The 17,361-nt window shown below is 40.4% G+C and carries 18 protein-coding genes and 2 tRNA genes; 12 read left to right on the forward strand and 8 right to left on the reverse strand.

All coding sequences use genetic code 11. The features are described 5' to 3' along the window. Positions 1-124 precede the first annotated feature (124 nt). Positions 125-898 (reverse strand): IclR family transcriptional regulator, encoded by a 774-nt coding sequence (locus ACTJJH_RS06680; protein WP_002114686.1) that lies wholly within the window; start codon positions 896-898, stop codon positions 125-127. A gap of 367 nt (positions 899-1,265) precedes the next feature. Here ACTJJH_RS06680 and ACTJJH_RS06685 point away from each other — a divergent pair, with 367 nt between their 5' ends. Genes ACTJJH_RS06685 through ACTJJH_RS06700 form a run of 4 tightly spaced genes read left to right on the forward strand, consistent with a single transcriptional unit; the run spans position 1,266 to position 4,727 of the window. Further along, on the forward strand, positions 1,266-1,397 hold the full coding sequence (locus tag ACTJJH_RS06685; protein WP_002115031.1) for a hypothetical protein: 132 nt from the start codon (positions 1,266-1,268) through the stop codon (positions 1,395-1,397). Further along, positions 1,388-3,487 carry an FUSC family protein gene (locus tag ACTJJH_RS06690; RefSeq protein WP_017402598.1) on the forward strand — a complete coding sequence of 700 codons (2,100 nt, stop codon included), beginning with the start codon at positions 1,388-1,390 and terminating at the stop codon, positions 3,485-3,487. The genes ACTJJH_RS06685 and ACTJJH_RS06690 overlap by 10 nt, the downstream gene beginning before the upstream one ends. Beyond that, entirely contained in the window at positions 3,480-3,686 is a 207-nt protein-coding gene (locus tag ACTJJH_RS06695) for a DUF1656 domain-containing protein (protein ID WP_002115096.1), read from the forward strand. Before ACTJJH_RS06690 ends, ACTJJH_RS06695 begins: the two co-directional genes overlap by 8 nt. A gap of 39 nt (positions 3,687-3,725) precedes the next feature. Continuing rightward, positions 3,726-4,727, forward strand: a complete 1,002-nt coding sequence (locus ACTJJH_RS06700) for an HlyD family secretion protein (protein WP_002114928.1) — start codon at positions 3,726-3,728, stop codon at positions 4,725-4,727. A gap of 43 nt (positions 4,728-4,770) precedes the next feature. Here ACTJJH_RS06700 and ruvX read toward each other — a convergent pair whose 3' ends face one another. The 3 genes from ruvX to recN all read right to left on the reverse strand — a co-directional run bounded on the left by ruvX (position 4,771) and on the right by recN (position 7,558). Beyond that, positions 4,771-5,211, reverse strand: a complete 441-nt coding sequence (ruvX, locus tag ACTJJH_RS06705) for a Holliday junction resolvase RuvX (protein ID WP_002115066.1) — start codon at positions 5,209-5,211, stop codon at positions 4,771-4,773. Next, positions 5,211-5,765 carry a YqgE/AlgH family protein gene (locus ACTJJH_RS06710; protein ID WP_002114753.1) on the reverse strand — a complete coding sequence of 185 codons (555 nt, stop codon included), beginning with the start codon at positions 5,763-5,765 and terminating at the stop codon, positions 5,211-5,213. Before ACTJJH_RS06710 ends, ruvX begins: the two co-directional genes overlap by 1 nt. Positions 5,766-5,890: 125 nt before the next feature. Continuing rightward, entirely contained in the window at positions 5,891-7,558 is a 1,668-nt protein-coding gene (recN, locus tag ACTJJH_RS06715) for a DNA repair protein RecN (protein ID WP_284088167.1), read from the reverse strand. Positions 7,559-7,672: 114 nt separating this feature from the next. Between recN and ACTJJH_RS06720 the strand changes: the two genes are divergently transcribed. From ACTJJH_RS06720 to ACTJJH_RS06735, 4 genes are all read left to right on the forward strand, one after another. Then, entirely contained in the window at positions 7,673-8,983 is a 1,311-nt protein-coding gene (locus ACTJJH_RS06720) for a tetratricopeptide repeat protein (RefSeq protein ID WP_440600912.1), read from the forward strand. A 76-nt stretch (positions 8,984-9,059) separates the two neighbouring features. Beyond that, positions 9,060-9,386 (forward strand): pyrimidine/purine nucleoside phosphorylase, encoded by a 327-nt coding sequence (locus tag ACTJJH_RS06725; RefSeq protein WP_002115102.1) that lies wholly within the window; start codon positions 9,060-9,062, stop codon positions 9,384-9,386. Positions 9,387-9,488: 102 nt separating this feature from the next. Beyond that, on the forward strand, positions 9,489-10,238 hold the full coding sequence (gene rlmB, locus ACTJJH_RS06730; RefSeq protein WP_005079348.1) for a 23S rRNA (guanosine(2251)-2'-O)-methyltransferase RlmB: 750 nt from the start codon (positions 9,489-9,491) through the stop codon (positions 10,236-10,238). Between the two features lie 35 nt (positions 10,239-10,273). Beyond that, positions 10,274-11,188, forward strand: coding sequence for a DMT family transporter (locus tag ACTJJH_RS06735; RefSeq protein WP_440600913.1), 915 nt, complete (start codon positions 10,274-10,276; stop codon positions 11,186-11,188). On the opposite strand, the gene coaE is transcribed toward ACTJJH_RS06735, so the two are convergent. The 4 genes from coaE to pilB are packed head-to-tail and all read right to left on the reverse strand — an operon-like array spanning position 11,185 to position 15,608. After that, positions 11,185-11,781 (reverse strand): dephospho-CoA kinase, encoded by a 597-nt coding sequence (coaE, locus tag ACTJJH_RS06740; protein ID WP_440600914.1) that lies wholly within the window; start codon positions 11,779-11,781, stop codon positions 11,185-11,187. The genes ACTJJH_RS06735 and coaE overlap by 4 nt on opposite strands. A 1-nt stretch (position 11,782) precedes the next feature. Beyond that, positions 11,783-12,643 (reverse strand): prepilin peptidase, encoded by an 861-nt coding sequence (locus ACTJJH_RS06745; RefSeq protein ID WP_002114758.1) that lies wholly within the window; start codon positions 12,641-12,643, stop codon positions 11,783-11,785. Then, on the reverse strand, positions 12,643-13,869 hold the full coding sequence (locus tag ACTJJH_RS06750; protein ID WP_005079343.1) for a type II secretion system F family protein: 1,227 nt from the start codon (positions 13,867-13,869) through the stop codon (positions 12,643-12,645). Before ACTJJH_RS06750 ends, ACTJJH_RS06745 begins: the two co-directional genes overlap by 1 nt. Positions 13,870-13,895: 26 nt before the next feature. Next, positions 13,896-15,608 (reverse strand): type IV-A pilus assembly ATPase PilB, encoded by a 1,713-nt coding sequence (gene pilB, locus ACTJJH_RS06755; protein ID WP_415871636.1) that lies wholly within the window; start codon positions 15,606-15,608, stop codon positions 13,896-13,898. A 291-nt stretch (positions 15,609-15,899) separates the two neighbouring features. Here pilB and tpiA point away from each other — a divergent pair, with 291 nt between their 5' ends. The 4 genes from tpiA to ACTJJH_RS06775 all read left to right on the forward strand — a co-directional run bounded on the left by tpiA (position 15,900) and on the right by ACTJJH_RS06775 (position 17,292). After that, complete coding sequence (gene tpiA / locus ACTJJH_RS06760) at positions 15,900-16,694, forward strand: triose-phosphate isomerase (RefSeq protein ID WP_046812055.1); 795 nt, start codon at positions 15,900-15,902, stop codon at positions 16,692-16,694. A gap of 12 nt (positions 16,695-16,706) precedes the next feature. Then, on the forward strand, positions 16,707-17,036 hold the full coding sequence (secG, locus tag ACTJJH_RS06765; protein ID WP_002115012.1) for a preprotein translocase subunit SecG: 330 nt from the start codon (positions 16,707-16,709) through the stop codon (positions 17,034-17,036). Between the two features lie 56 nt (positions 17,037-17,092). After that, positions 17,093-17,177 (forward strand) — tRNA-Leu (locus ACTJJH_RS06770). Positions 17,178-17,215: 38 nt separating this feature from the next. Beyond that, positions 17,216-17,292: transfer RNA gene (locus ACTJJH_RS06775), tRNA-Met, on the forward strand. Positions 17,293-17,361: the final 69 nt, after the last annotated feature.

Here is a 17,361-nt window from a genome sequence, read left to right on the forward strand (position 1 = left end):
TTCTACTGATGAGCTGCTGATGAAAAGAATCATCAATAGGAGCTAAAATCATAATATGAGAATATTGTGATATATTCAATGTTTTAAAGTGTAAGAAAACTTTAAATTATCATAAGGTGGAGTTTTAGATTTCACCTTTTTCAGATAATTCCATAAAACGTTGTTCAATAAGTGCCGCATTTTCTTGCAAAATTTCGATAAGCTTTTCAACGTTTAAAAAATCAAAACGATTTTTAGAGGCAACTAAGGTCAAAGCTAAAGGTACTTCTTTGTTTGAAAAACGAACAGGAACAGCTAGACCTGAAACATTTGGGTCAATCTCACCTTGTGAGAAATAGAACCCTTGTTTTTTAATTTTACGCATACGCTGAATAAAGCTCGGTTCATCTTCAGCAAAACCTGATTGTTTTAATTCTTGCTGGTAACGGTGGTAGTAGTCCTGCATGCGCTGTTTACTTAAATGCGAAACCATTGTTTTTGGAGATGATCCAACGTAAATCGGTCTTGGGCAGCCTCGGCCATATGAAAGTAGCTCAGTGTCTTTAAATATTTCATGATGTATGTCAATGCAATAATCATCATTTAAATAGGTAAGCAAACAGCACAGCTCGGTACGCTCTACAATATTTCGCATAAATGGCGTGCTGATTTGAACCAGTGGGTCGGTTGTTCTAGATATATAGTCAAGAACTGCAATTTTTGAGCCTAAGGTATAATCGCCAGAGGTTCCATTAATGCGTTTTAATAGATCAGCTGATACTAGCTCTTTGAGGTAACGGTAACTCGTTGGTTTGGACAAGCCAAGTTCTTCGCAAATAATATCGACATTAATGATTGGACGCGAAACTGAAAATAGGTCCAGTACGGTTAAAATTTTGCCAAAACTTGAAATTGCCATAATGTCTTGTTCGTATCCTTTAACAACGAGTCATCTTTGAGTTTTTATAACAGAAAAAAAGAAGATTTGTCTCAATTCTAAAATAAATGCCTGATTTGAGTATTTTACTCTGACAAAGAGAAAAGTTCTCTCGGCTTATACATCATATACGATAATTAAAAAATATATCAAATTATCAAATAGAGATATTTTAGTTGACTAAATCGCTTTATTTTGAAAAAATTACCAAACAAAATATCTAATCGAGAAATTGGTCGGTTCTAGATTGATTTCTTGATACCTCTTCTTTCCAAAGCTTGGCCGTTTAAATGGCGCCCAAACTGAAATCATCTCTGCCAATCAGGCGAGATGTGGAAAAATCATTGTATTGAAGGATGCTCCTCATATCATTTGCTTTGAGGCAAATGGCAAAGTTGTGTTGTCTTTAGAAAGACAATCAAATATTGAAGGGCATGCTCATCAGTTCAAATCTGTATTTGAGATGAGTTCATGTTATTAAAGCAAATACTGGCGTTTCGCCCGAGTAGGCTTGATCTGATCTTTGCCTTAAAAACATTTATTGCCGGAATGTTGGCACTATTTGTTTCGTTTGAGTTAGATCTGATTAACCCGATGTGGTCGATTGGTACGGTCCTGATTATTGCCAATCCATATTCAGGAATGGTGTCCTCTAAATGTGTCTATCGAGTGGTAGGGACAATTGGCGGAGCTGTGATTGCCCTAACCCTAACGCCCCATCTAATTAATACACCTTGGATATTTACCGTGGTGTTGTCGTTGTGGGTGGGTTTTGCGCTTTATGTGTCGTTACTCGATCGTACTCCGCGTAGTTATGCTTTTATGCTGGCGGGCTACTCGACAGCCATGATCGTCTTCAATGCGATTACCTATATTGATCAATACAATATATTTGATATTGCTTTAGCTCGAGTCATAGAAATCTCAATTGGCGTGATTTCAAGTGCAGTGGTTTCTGCCACGATTCTTCCAATGCATATTGGCTCGGCAATTAAACAGCGGGTGATAAAAACCCTAAAAGATACAGAAAATCTGTTTGCTAATTTATTAAATACAGATTCGCAGCAGAACAATACTCAGCTCTTGGCTGCCATTACTCGCGACACCACAGATATTCATGCTTTGGCAGTACATTTGAGCTATGAAAAGGGCGAACTGCATGGTATGACCAAACCCTTGCAGGAAATGCTTCATCAAATCTCAATGGTGGTGGCTAATCTAGTCGCTTTATCTGAGCGTATTAAGCAGCTTAAAGAACTTCGGTTTATCGAGACTCATGCAGAAAAACTGCAACAGCTTTCAGCTCATGTTGTACAGTTTTTAGAGCAAAAAGATCTGATTATTGATGAAAATATTTTGCAGTTGCCTGATGAGTTTGAAAGCGATTTTGCAAGTTTGATGGAGTCGGCTTCTACACATCAACAAGTTTTAGTTGCAGCCATGAAAATGGATGTGCGTCATTTCATTAGCAATGTTTTAGCGGTTAAAGTTTTGTGGCAGCGAATTCAGCAAGGTAATAAAGAAATTCCTGACAACATTACCCCAATGACCACCAAATATCCAAGTTTGCACCGTGACCATGGTGTGGCGATACGAGGCGGTATTAGTGCAGTCCTTATTACATTTATTGTGACTGGAGTCTGGATTGTTTCGGGGTGGAAAGCTGGATTTATGATGGCACAGATGGGCGCAGTAACCGCCTGTATTTTAACAGCCTTAGACAACCCTGTTCCGGTTCTGCGTATTTTTATCTGGGGCAGTATAGCTTCCGCAGTTTTAGTCTTTGTTTATGCATTTGGTATTTTCCCGCATGTCACCACTTTTTGGGAACTTGGTCTGGTTTTGTTACCGATGTTCTTATTCGCAGTGTCTATGATGGCTAACCAGATGCTGATGCCAGTAGGTATGGTGTTGGGTATTAATACCATGATGGGATTAAACCTGCACAATGCTTATAGCATGGATGCAGTGTCTTATCTTGATAGTTCATTTGCCATGATCTTAGGTGTTTTAGTATCTTTGATTGTCATTGATGTTGTTCGCGCCATGTCACCAGATACAAGTGCAAGCCGTATTTTAGCCTTGCATTATCGCGCCATGCGACAAGCGATCTATCTACCATATGGTCTTGATTTTAAAGTTCATCTACGCAGTATGCTAGATCGGATTGGGATTCTAAACAGCAAAATGGTGCAATCAGATGAGATTAAAACTTCAATTCATCAGGCTCTGATTGAGTCGAGTAGTATTGTTGATTTAAGCCGATTGCAAGAGTTAGCCAATCAGTTTCCTCAAACATCCGAACTCACTCAGCATATTGGCGATTTGCAACAAAATCTGGATGAGTTGTTTAGAGCTAAAGAAAACGATGAAAATGATACGACCGCTTTAGTAGAGCGAATCTACCGAGCGTTATTTGAATTAAAACAGCTTGCTTCAAATGTTGAAGATATGACTATGCGACAAAGACTACTCATTTCACTGAACAATATTGCTTATAGCATGTGCCACGTTTCATCAGAGCAAATGAATGAAAACAGCACCCTGAGAGGAGCCACAGCAAATGGGTGAGTTTAATGTTTATGGTATTTATGTGCCTTCTTTGCTCGTTCAAGCACTCTTGGCATATATCTGTTTCCGTGGGTTAAGTCCTTTAACAAATAAGTTGATTGCACAAGGCTGGATTGCATTACCTAGTATTTTTAATTTGTGTTTTTACCTCTTATTACTTTTGGTAATACATCAAATTTTTGTTGGGGTCGGTGCGTAGAGATGTTTGCGAAATTAAAGATTGAGTTAGGTGAGTGAAATGAATCAGGTGGATTTGAAAAAAGTCATCCGTCCAGTAATTTTGATTGTCGCATTAATGGTGGCGGTCTATACCATTGTGCATTTATGGAATTACTATAATGCAGCGCCGTGGACGCGTGATGGTCGAGTTCGTGGTGACGTTATTCAAGTATCTTCAGATGTCGCGGGGCTTGTGACAGAAGTATTGGTTCAAGATAACCAGACTGTAAAAAAAGGTCAGGTGCTCTTTAAAATTGATGTTTCTCGCCGAGCTTTAGATGTAGAGCAGGCAAAATCTGATTTAGCAAAAGCAAATGCAGCATTTGCCCAAGCGCAAGCTGGTTTAGCACAAGCAAAAGCGAACCTGATTAAATCGGATACGAATATTAAGTTAGCCGAGAAAAACGCAAGCCGCTATTCAAACCTTATGGATGGCGCTATCTCTAAACAAGAACAAGATCAAGTTTTCGCAACACGTGATCAATCTCATGCTGAACATGAGCAACTCCAAGCTGCTATTCAACAAGCGGAAGCAACTGTTAAGCAACAACAGGCTCTGATTGAGGCGGCAACGAGCAACTTGCATTTGGCCGAGCTTAATATGCATCGTGCTGCGGTGATTGCTCCAGCTGATGGTACTTTATCTAACTTTGATATGCGCCCAGGTAACTATGTTCAAGTTGGTCAGGCTGTTGCAGCACTACTTGACCGTAAACAACTCTATGTTGTGGGCTATTTTGAAGAGACTAAATTAAACCGTATTCATGTCGGCGATCAGGCCAGTGTACAGTTAATGGGTGATAGCCAAAAAATTAAAGGCCATGTACAAGGTATTGCATCAGGTATCGAAGATCGTGAACGCTCAAGCAGCTCTAAACTTCTTGCCAATGTAAATCCAACGTTTAGTTGGGTTCGTTTAGCGCAGCGTGTGCCTGTAAAAATCGTATTGGATGAAACACCAAAGAACCAGCTTGCTTTTGTCTCTGGACGTACGGCAACTGTGCATATTATCGAGAAATAAAACGAGAACTAAAAAAGGAAGGCTTTAGCCTTCCTTTTTAATATTACGGGGTTAAACCGACCGGATTTCGATACCAACTCTGAATGAGTAAGGCGGCTGCAAAACTATCTGCAGAAAGTTTTTTTGCTCGACCTTGCTCTTGGTAGAAACCGAGTTCTTCTCGTGCTTCACGTGTAGTTAGACGCTCATCTACCATTAATGTTTCAATATTGGTTTGATGGCGTAAACGTCTCGCAAATTTGCGGGCACGTGTAGAAAGTTCTGACTCGCTATCATCCATATTCAAAGGCAAACCAACCAAAAATAGATCAGGTTGCCATTCTTTCACGATTTTTAAGAGCTGATCCCAGTTTGGAATACCATCTTTCATCACAAATAGAGGGAGGGGATTGGCACTTTCAATTGAAGACTGACCAATCGCCATTCCCATTTTTTGAGTACCAAAGTCAAAAGCCATAATCGATTTTGATTGTGTTTCGGTCATTAAGCATGTCCGATTTCAGATGCTAACCATGCACGATCTACACCGATTTTTTTATAGGCTGCATCCCAACGATCGTCATAAGGCAGGTTAAAAATCAGATCCATATCGGCATCACAAATGAGCCAGTCACCGCGCGTAATTTCATCTTCTAACTGGTTTTTACCCCAGCTCGCATAACCTAAAGCAATTTGATATCGACCAACACCTTCATTGTGGGCAATCGCATCAAGAATATCTTTACTGGTAGTAATACAAACATTTTCACCTACAGCAATAGATGAATGCCATGTCGGTTGTCCAGTATGAAGAACGAATCCAGCCTCGGGACGTAATGGCCCACCTTGTAAAACCACATGTGGATTTACATTGTCTGCTTCAATGTCGAGATCATTGAGTAATTCTTTAATTTGAATGCCGGAAGGGCGGTTAATAATAATGCCTTGAGCACCTTCTTCATCATGACGGGCAAGATAAATTACAGTGTTTGCGAAAAAGTCATCTGCCATTTCTGGCGGGGCAATCAGACAACGGTGAGTCAGATATTGTTTGGTCACCTAAGCGGTTCTCCCTCAAAAAATGTCACTAGAGGGTCTCTCGACCCTTTTATCTATATAGGTTCTTTTTATCAACATACAAGAGTTAATCGGATTTCGCCAATCTTTTTCTCTCATTTTCTTTATTAATTTGAAGAAGCCTGAAATTTAAGTTGGCGTAATTGTTTTGCGTGTTGCAAGGTTGTTTCATTAATTTCAACACCGCCTGACATGCGTGCTAACTCAGAAATAATTTGATTTTCATCAAGTTGTACAATGGTACTACTGGCTGGATCAGTTTGTTGTTTCTTCACTAATAAATGCTGATCTGATTGTGCAGCAACTTGTGCCTGATGGGTAATACATAAAAGTTGAACATGTTGGGCTAAGTCGGCAAGTAAACGTCCCACAACTTCTGCGGTTCCACCACTAATCCCGACATCAATTTCATCAAACACTAACACTTCTGCTTCGGTTTTTTCAGCGTTCATGACTTGCATAACTAACGCAATACGTGAAAGTTCACCACCTGAGGCTACTCGTGCTAATGGTTGAGGAGGAATACCTTTATTGGCAGTAAATAATAGTTGAATAAAACTCAAACCTTCAGCGGTAGGTTGCTCTAATGGTTCAAACTTAAACTCAAAGTGTGCCTCTGGTAACGCTAAAGGCTTCACTTGTTCGGTTAATTGTTTAGCAAGTGGGGCAGCAGCTTCACGACGAATATGGTCTAAATGCTGAGCTTTTTCTAAGAACTCCTCATGCGACTTTTCAACTTGTTCTGCCAATGTTTCTGGGTCTTCAAGTTGATGTAATTGCTCAAGCTCACTTTGCCAAGCTTCATATTCTTCTTTAAGTATTTCTGGTTGAGTGCGGTATTTACGTGCCAGACGGTGGAAAACTTCCAACTTGGAATTTAGTTCTTCCATTCGCTCTGGATCAAAACTTTGACGATCAATAAATTGACGCAAGTTTGCCGTTGCATCATCTATTTCACTTTGAGCATTCAGTAAAGAATTATAGATCTCGGAAAGTTGTTCGCTACGGCCCGCGTGGGATTCTAATCTGCGAATAATCGAAGACATTTCTTGAGTAATGTTTTGCTCAGCTTCATCAAGCACATTTAGGCTATAGCTACAATCTTGCATGATATGTTCATGATGACTAAGGCGATCGAACTCTTGCTCAATTTCTTTATAGTCAGTTTGAATGACCTCTTCGAGCTCTTCAATTTGATGCTCTAAAGTACCAATACGTTGTAGGCGGGTTGCTTGTGCATCTAAGGCTGCTTGATGCAAACGAATGGTACGTTGCCATGTGCTATAGGCTTCACGTACATCATTTGCTTCAGCATAAAAATTGTTATAACGATCTAGCCAATGCTTTGGATAAGGTGGTTCAAGCAGCTGCTGCTGGCTGTGCTGACTATAGAGCTGAACCAGCAAACGGCCTAATTCTTTGAGTTCAGATAGACTACTTGGGCGACCATTAACCCATGCTTTACTACGGCCAGTTGCAAAAATAACACGACGTAAATGAATTTCCCCAGAATCATCATCTAGCTCGTGATCTTGGAGCCATTTTGCTTCAGGACTATTATTTTGATAGGTAAAAACAGCGGTAATATCCGCTTTGTCCGAACCATAACGGACATAATTTGTATCTGTACGTTCCCCTAGGCAGGCAGAGAGTGCATCCAGTAATAATGATTTTCCGGCACCTGTTTCGCCTGTTAGAACATTAAATCCTTGTTCTATATCAATAGCCAAATGATCAGCTAATGCAAAATTAATTAAAGTTAAATGTGTGAGCATAAACGCATCCAACGCGCCAAATTATGGGTTAAAGATAGAGAAGTTTTGAATTTGCTACAAGTGATCTATTATTCTAACTGAAATTATAGAACAGCAAGATTGCGGATATTTACAATGAAAAAAACATTAAGCTTACCGAAACCACCAATAGGGATGATCAACCGCCATAAAAAAAACAATCCTGCGGAAATGAATAAAATTCTAAATCAGCATTTTAATGCATTTAAACAGGCAGCAGCACAAGGGGATTATGCCAAAGCTTATCAACATGTTAAACAAGCTGTTAATTTGGTTCCCAAGCATGCTGGCGCCTTATCAGATTTAGCTTATACCGAATTACGCTTAGGCCGTTATAACGATGCCTATCAACATTATTTACAAGCGATTCAAGCAAGTGGAGCTAATGTAAATACAAACTTATATGATGGGCTCACAGAAGTTTGTCATCATTTAAAGAAAAAAGAAGAAACAATCAAATTTGGGCGTTTGGCAATTGCAACCAAAAAAGAACTAGCGAAGAGCGAACCTGTTTTGGCGATTCCAGATCAGGTACCATCGGCATTTAGTGCAAACCCTCAAGAAAATATTATTGCTTTTTCATTGTTTGGGGCAAATCCTCGCTATTGTGAAACCTCTATTTTAAATATTCAGCTAGCCAAACAAATTTATCCAGAATGGACGTGTCGCTTTTATGTCGATGATACTGTGCCAGTACTGGTGCAACAGCGTTTAAAAGAGAAGGGCGCGCAAGTTATTCAAGTTACAGATTCTCAAAAACAGCTATCTGGTTTGTTTTGGCGCTTTTTTGTAATGGATGATCCGACAATTAAGCGTTTTCTGATACGTGATGCCGACTCCATTGTCTCGCACCGCGAAAAAGCAGCTGTCGATGCTTGGCTCAGGAGTGATAAATGGTTTCACTTAATGCGAGACAATTATTCTCATACCGAGTTAATTTTGGCGGGAATGTGGGGTGGATGTACGGGGATTTTTCATAATATTGAAGCACATATCAGGAATTATGTTGCTACCGGACGTTATCTGGATAATCGGGTGATGGATCAGCATTATTTACGCTACTGTATTTGGCCGACTTTAAAACAAAGTGTGCTTATACACGATAGCCAGCAATTCGATTCAGATGCTATCGATTTTCCAGCTTATGATCTGGCGTTAATGCAAAACGACAGCGAAAATTTTCATGTAGGAATGAATGACGGTTCACCGGTAGTTGCTACAGCAGTTGCCCATCCAACTGCACAGAGAGTGTGTTGGGTACTTCTAGATGAAAATCAGGTCGAAGTTTGCAGATACGATGCAATTGTGTCGAATAGTCGAAATATTGAGATTAACTTACCTTATGCTTTTGCCAAAAAAATTCAGGCACAGCAGTGGAAATTACAAGTCTATCCGTATGAAAACTGATTGATTAGTTATTTAGGCACAATTAAACTACATTCATCATAATTTATATAAATACGGCATTATCTGGAGAGTGTGCATGAGTTCAACCCAATTTGATCATGTAACGGTCATCAAAAAATCAAACGTTTATTTTGGTGGAGCATGTATCAGCCATACCGTGCAATTTGAAGATGGAACAAAAAAAACACTAGGTGTTATTTTGCCGACTGAGCAAGCTTTAACTTTTGAAACCCATGTTCCTGAGCGTATGGAAATTATTTCAGGTGAATGCCGTGTAACAATCGCGGACAGTAATGAAAGTGAGTTGTTCCGTGCAGGCCAATCATTTTATGTGCCTGGTAATAGTCTTTTTAAAATCGAAACTGATGAAGTGCTCGATTACGTGTGCCATTTAGAAGGCTAAGAAATTCCTATTCAAATCGGGTACACTATGCCCAAAGAAATCCTGTGAAGTTGGCTTTGCAGGATTTTTATTTTTTTGCTCAAACGTTGTTAGAGGTCATGCATGGCAAAACCGGAATATTATTATGGCGTTCATTCAGTGGAGTCATTGTTAGAACTTGAACCGGAACGTGTGCTAACCCTGTTTACTTTAAAAGGACGGGATGACCAGCGTTTGCAAAAGATTTTGCAATTGGCAGAGCCTTTTGGAATTAGTGTACAAAAAGCAAGCCGTGATAGTCTCGAAAAGCTTGCAGGTCTACCGTTTCATCAAGGCGTGGTTGCAGCAGTACGTCCACATCCGACTTTAAATGAAAAAGATCTAGATCAGATCTTGGCTGAAACCCCCGATGCTTTATTGCTGGCATTAGATCAGGTGACAGACCCGCATAACTTAGGGGCTTGCATCCGTACCGCTGCTGCAATGGGCGTGCAAGCAGTGATTGTACCTCGTGATCGTTCGGCAAGTTTAACCCCAACAGCTCGTAAAGTTGCGGCGGGAGGAGCTGAAAAAGTTAAATTCATTCAAGTAACAAATTTGGCTCGTACATTAGCCCATTTGAAAGAAACGACTCATACACGTGTGATTGGCACTATGCTTGATGAAAGTGCAATGCCAATTCAAAAATGTGATTTCTCTGGCCCAGTCGTAATTGTGATGGGAGCAGAAGATACGGGTTTACGCCCAATTACACAGGCACAGTGTGATCATAAAGTTTATATTCCGATGTCTGGAAATTTACAGAGTCTAAATGTGAGCGTGGCAACAGGTATGGCACTTTATGAGGCTTGCCGTCAGCGTTCTGAGGTATAATCTAGCTGCCTTTCTAGTTTGTAAGCAGTCTTGATATGTCTCCCCGTAAGCAAGGTTATTTTTTTGTATTGGTGACCATGTGCATTTGGGGCGGGTTTACACTTTTTGCCCGTTTAAATGCACAATGGCACATCAGTGCTTGGGACATTGCTGCACTACGCTTTGCTATCGCCTTCCTGATTTTGATGCCGATTCTGATCTATAAGAAAGATCTCGCTTTTTTATGGAGTAAGCACGCTGTTATTTTGGCACTCATTGGCGGAGTTATTTATTGTCTTACCGTCTATACCGCGTTTCTCTATGCTCCCGCTGCACATGCTGCCATTTTTTTAAATGGTTGTATTCCTATTTGTACTGCAATTGCAGCATACATTTTATTTAGACAACCATTTGATAAGCATACATGGGTGAGTCTTGCAATTATGATCACTGCCTTGGCTCTCATTAGTGTGTTGATGTTGCAAGGTAATGCTTCTGCTTTTGGCATGGGGGATTTACTTCTTTTTATTAGTGCGATTTGGTGGGGCATTTTCACTGTATTACTTAAACAGTGGAAACTTTCCGCATGGCACTCTATGGCGAGTGTTGCGATTTGGTCTGCAATTATTTACTTACCCATCTATGCTTTATTTTTGCCTAAACATTTCATGGAAGTCAGTCCTGTTCATCTAGCGATACAGGGCATTTTCCACGGTGTGTTTGTTGTTATTATCGCAACTTTGACTTATGTAGCAGCGATTCAGCGACTTGGTGCTTTTAAAACGGGAAGTATTGTTACTTTGGCGCCGTTTATTGCTGCCATTTTAGCTGTACCTTTACTTGGTGAGTCATTAAGTCCATCAATTGTTGTGGGCTTGGTGGGAATGGGAATCGGTGCCTTACAACCTTGGCGCTGGTTTCGACAAGATAGCTTGGCACAAAAGATTCAGCAGCAAAATAAGCAAGATTAGTTGGCGCGCTTCAAATAGCTTTGATGTAAAGGCTCTAATTGCTGATATAAATGTTCGAGTAATCCGTCATTAAACACAATGTCATTGGCAAGTTCACGTTTACGCTCGCGTGGCATTTGTGCTGCAATAATTTTCTGGATTTGTTCTTGGTTTTGCCCATCTCGCTGGCTTGCACGCTGAATTTGAGTTTGTTCACTCGCATCAACTAATAGAGTGTGATTAACCAATTCATGCTGGTTGGTTTCAAAAAGTAGGGGTGAAACTAAAATCACATAAGGACTTTTTGGGTTTTGTAGCTGTTGAATAATAGATTGGCGAATGACTGGATGCGTGATTTTCTCAAGCGTTTGTCTTGCTTCAGGGTTTTTAAAAATATATTCACGTAGTGCACGACGATCTAGATTGCCGTCGGGTTGAAGCACCCAATCTCCAAAAGTTTGTTGGATTTTTTGGAGAGCAGGTTGGCCTTTTTCAACCACTTCGCGAGCAACAATATCAGCATCGACGACTTGGATTCCTTGGGATTCAAACCATTGTGTTGCAGCAGATTTCCCACTGCCAATACCACCTGTGACTCCCAGAATAAAAGCCATCTTAACCTCCCAAATAAATTTTCATAATTTGGTCACCCCATAAAAAGGCAACCCAACCCGCAATGGCAATATATGGCCCAAACGCAAAGGGCTGATTATCATTACGTAATTTTAGTAAAATGATGCCAATAATTGCACCGAGTAAAGATGACAATAGCACAATTAATGGCAGCATCAATGGTCCCATCCACGCGCCTAATGCGGCAAGCAATTTAAAGTCGCCGTAGCCCATACCTTCTTTGCCTGTAATCACTTTAAATAAGTAATACACAATCCAAAGACATAAAAAGCCGATTAAATATCCCCAAATGGCTGAGTTAGGCGAGGTGTAAATATTAAAGGTATTAATACCTAAGCCGAGAGCAGCCAAAGGTAGGGTGAAACGGTCAGGTAGTAGCTGAGTATCAAAGTCTATAAATGTTAAAGCAATCAAAATCCAAGTGAGCACTAGCCCCCAAAGCATTTGTAGGGTTGGACCAAAAACCATGACGACTACTAATGAACATAGCATCGTGAGTAATTCAATCGCTGGATAACGAATGCTAATAGGATGTTGGCAATGGCCACATTTTCCTCTTAACATTAACCAGCTTATAACTGGAATATTTTGATACCAACGGATCGGTTGCTGACATGCAGGACATGATGAAGCAGGTTTACTTAATGTCAGCTTTTCATGCTCAATGATGGGTAGTTCGGGATTAAGCAACATTTGACATTCCTGCTGCCAATCTTGTTCCATCATTTTGGGGGTGCGATAAATTACCACATTCAAAAAGCTACCAATACATAGGCTCAATAGTGCGACTGCAATATAAAGTGCAGTTAAGTTTTGAATAAAATAAGCAATAATTTCTTGCATTATATGACTGAGCCCATTTGGAAAATTGGAAGATACATAGCAATCACTAGACCACCTACGAGCACCCCTAAAATTGCCATGATTAAAGGTTCCATCATTGAAGTTAAACCATCAACGGCATTATCAACTTCATTTTCATAATAAGTAGCAACTTTATCGAGCATGCTGTCTAGTGCACCAGATTCTTCACCAATTGCGACCATTTGTATAGCCATAGATGGAAAACGATTTGAAACACGCATTGCAAATTGAAGTTGTTGGCCTGTAGCTACATCTTCACGAATTTTCATGACTGCTTCTTCATAAATGACATTGTTGGTTGCACCAGCCGTTGACTCAAGCGCATCAATGAGCGGAACACCAGCGGCAAACGTGGTGGCTAAAGTACGGCTATAACGGGCAATAATCGCCTTATAAACCAGATCGCCAAAGATAGGTAGTTTCAGTGTAAGTTTATCTAATCCATCACGGAATTTTTTACTGCGCTTCTTGGCTTCCAGAAAGGCAGCAATCACTGCTCCAATCACAATAATCATAATGAACCAGTATTCCTGCATCCATTTCGACATATTCACGACCATTTGGGTGAATGCAGGTAAATCTGCACCAAAAGAAGAAAACAGATCTTGGAAAACAGGCACTACTTTAACCATCAAAATAATAGTAACAACCACAGCAACCACGATGACCGTTGCTGGATATTTCATAGCTTTCTTAATTTTCTGCTTAAGCAATTCACTTTTTTCTTTGTAAATTGCCACACGGTCCAACATGGTTTCAAGCGCACCAGATTGTTCGCCAGACTCTACAAGAGAACAAAACAAGTTATCGAAGTGTTGAGGATACTTCCTTAAAGCTGAAGCAAAGGTACTACCACCTTCAACTTCACCTTTAATCCCGAGTACCACCTCGCGCATGGCTGGGTTTTCCAGACCCTCCGCTACAATTTCAAAGCCTTGTACCAGTGGCACACCTGCTTTCATCATTGTTGCAAGTTGCCTAGTAAAAATTGTGATATCGAGTGTTGATACTTTCTTCTTGAACAAACCCTCAAGAATATTTTTACGCTTTTCCCGAATATTACGGACAGTTACACCTTGTTTGCGTAGGGTGACTTTGGCTAAGGCCATATTCTTAGCTGGAAGTTCGCCCTTAATTTTTACGCCCTTACGGTCAACCCCTTCATAAGCAAAAGTCGGCATCATTTGTGCCTTTTTGACAGTCATGAATTATCCTTATTTTAAATTGTCTTTTATTCACTGGTCACGCGGTTAACTTCTTGTAAGGAAGTTACACCTTGCATGACTTTCTTTAACCCTGAACGACGCAGATTATTAAACCCCAGTTTTTCAGAAGCAGCAGCGATTTCTAAAGCATTGCCATCTTCCATAATAATCTTGGAAATTTCAGGTGTAACTTTCATCACCTCGTAAATACCTACTCGACCTTTGTAGCCTTCACGACACTCAGTACAACCCACAGGTTGAAAAACTTGAAAATCGGGATGGGTTAAATCTTGGTCGGTAAAGCCCATTTCTAATAGGCTCTGTTTAGGAATGTCGGCAGGTGTTTTACACTGTGGGCATAACCGACGCGCCAAACGTTGAGCAATCACCAGATTGACAGACGTTGCGATATTAAAGGATGGAACACCCATATTACGTAGGCGAGTAAGTGTTTCAGGCGCACTATTGGTATGCAGTGTGGACATGACCATGTGACCGGTTTGTGCAGCTTTAATCGCAATTTCAGCCGTTTCTAAGTCACGAATCTCACCGACCATAATAATGTCAGGGTCTTGACGTAAAAATGATTTCAGTGCGGCCGAAAAAGTAAGACCTACTTTTGGGTTAACGTTAACCTGATTAATACCTTCAAGGTTAATTTCGACTGGATCTTCGGCAGTGGAAATATTAGAGCTTTCAGTATTTAAAATATTTAAGCCAGTATATAAAGATACCGTTTTACCAGAACCGGTAGGACCTGTAATTAAAAGCATACCTTGTGGTTTATCGAGTGCTTCTAAAAAAAGAGCTTTCTGATCTTCTTCATATCCTAAAGCATCAATTCCGAGCATTGCGCTAGATGGATCGAGAATACGCAGAACCAGTTTTTCACCAAACAAGGTTGGAAGAGAGTTCACACGAAAATCGATGGCTTTAGTTTTTGATAACTTAAGCTTGATACGACCATCTTGAGGGACTCGCTTTTCGGAAATATCCATTTGGGACATGACTTTTAAACGTGAAGCTAAACGGTTAGCCAACTGTAAAGGCGGATTTGCAATCTGGCGCAATACACCATCGACTCGGTAACGAACCCGATATGATTTCTCATAGGGTTCAAAATGCAAGTCTGAAGCTCCCATACGAATCGCATCGATGAGTAATTTATTAATATATTTAACAATAGGTGCTTCATCGCCTTGAGGCGTTTCTTCCTCCTCTTCTTGTGAAGATGGAGCTTCAAGGTCTACATCAAGATCAAACTCTTCATCACTAAACTCGAAGTTGCTTTCTTCGGTAAATTGCTGCGTCAGAATTTTCTCAAGCTTATGGTGCTCGACAATAACTGGTTCAACCATGAGCTTACTATTAAAGCGAATGGCATCGATCGCTTCAATATTACTTGGGTTGCTGGTCGCGACATATAAAATTTGTCCTCTTTGTATGAGAGGTAAGACCCGATGTTTTAAAACCAGTTTCTGATCGACCAAATCTTTGGGAATTTGGCTGGTATCGTAAACATCCAGATCAAAATATGGTTCAGCAAATTCAATAGAAATTGTTTCAGCTAATAAAGAAGGGGAGAGATTAACCTCTTCAATCAGGTACGCAACTGTATCCCGTTTAGCTCTCTTTGCTGCATCTAATGCTGTTTGCATGGTCGCTGCCGACACATGTTTTTCTTCGACTAATCGTCGAAAAAACCCCGAAAATTTTGGAGATGTATGTATGACTGACATCTGCCTACCTGTGCTCATATGTTTATAATTGGTATATAAAAAATTATACTTTTGTTATCTAAAATTACTACCTGAGAAAATGATGCTCTGGTCTTGATCCACTCGCCAAAGCTTGAACTAGTCGAAGTTTTTATTCATTAATTTTTAAAAGACGATTCTTTAGACTCAATAAAGTTTTATAACTGTTTTCAATTAGTAGAAAAGATATGAGCAAAGCCGTTAAAGAAAAGTATCTGAAATTTGTATAAATGCGTGTAGAATGTGCTGCATTTTTGATGAAAGGTGAGCCGTATGTCGGGTTCGACGATTACGCCTTGGGTAGTTGGCAACTGGAAAATGAACCCAATGCGTGCCAATGCCAAACAACTTATAGAAGAATTTAAACAACTATTGCAACAAAACCAAATTGCAGATGAAAGCTGTCATGTAGGGGTTGCTCCGGTTTCTATTGCACTTGCAATGGTACAAACACAATTGCAAGATGCTGCAAGAACAGTATATACAGTTGCACAAGATGTATCACGTGTAGCGGGTACTGGTGCGTATACTGGCGAAGTCAGCGCAGAACTATTAAAAGATAGTCAAATTAATTTTGTACTGGTTGGGCATTCTGAGCGCCGTGATATTTTTGGCGATAACGTTGAAATTTTGAAAGCTAAACTCCAAAATGCATTAAATGCGGGCTTGACTGTCATTTATTGTGTTGGTGAAAGCCTTGAACAACGTGAACAAGGTTTGGCAGAGCAAGTTGTATTGCAACAAATTTGTGATATTGCTCCTGTAGTGACTGCTGAGCAGTGGCAAAAGCAAATTGTAATTGCCTATGAGCCAATCTGGGCAATTGGGACAGGTAAAACTGCTTCTCCACAAGATGCACAGGCAATGCATGCTAAGATTCGTGAAGGTTTAAGTCAGATTACCCCAGCGGGTTCAGACATTGCGATTTTATATGGCGGTAGTGTAAAAGCTGAAAATGCGGTCGAATTGGCGGCATGTCCAGATATTAATGGTGCGTTGGTAGGCGGTGCTTCATTAAATGCAGCATCTTTTTATCAAATCGTACAAGCCTTTGCACAAAGTAAATAACGAGGATAGGGTATGCACTCTTTTGTACTGATCGTACATATTATTTTAGCGGTACTGATGATTGCCTTGATTCTAGTGCAACACGGTAAAGGTGCTGATGCCGGTGCTTCTTTCGGCGGTGGCGGAGCAGCAACTGTATTTGGTGCATCAGGTTCAGGTAACTTCCTTACTCGACTTACTGCTATCTTAACAGCGTTGTTTTTTGTGACGAGTTTAACTCTAGCTGTTTTTGCGAAAAAACAGACTACTGATGCATATAGTTTGAAAACTGTACAAACTACAGCGCCAGTTCAAACGACATCGCCTGAAACTTCACCAAATGCACCAAAATCGAGTCAATAATTCGAAATAGGGCTTTCCTTTTGCAGTGGGAAGGACTAGAATGCGTCCCACAAGCTGCGGTGGTGGTGGAATTGGTAGACACGCTACCTTGAGGTGGTAGTGCCTTCGGGCGTGGGGGTTCAAGTCCCCCCTTCCGCACCAACTTTGAACCAGAAAGTTGAGTGCAAGCAGTTTTTTGATGCGGGATGGAGCAGTCTGGTAGCTCGTCGGGCTCATAACCCGAAGGTCGTTGGTTCAAATCCAGCTCCCGCTACCAATTTGATTAAGGTGCAACTTAATCAAGCGAATATTAGATAAGTTTACATTGACTTTTTTCGATATTTGT

Source organism: Acinetobacter sp. 22301, assembly GCF_052045285.1.
Classification (GTDB): domain Bacteria; phylum Pseudomonadota; class Gammaproteobacteria; order Pseudomonadales; family Moraxellaceae; genus Acinetobacter; species Acinetobacter pittii.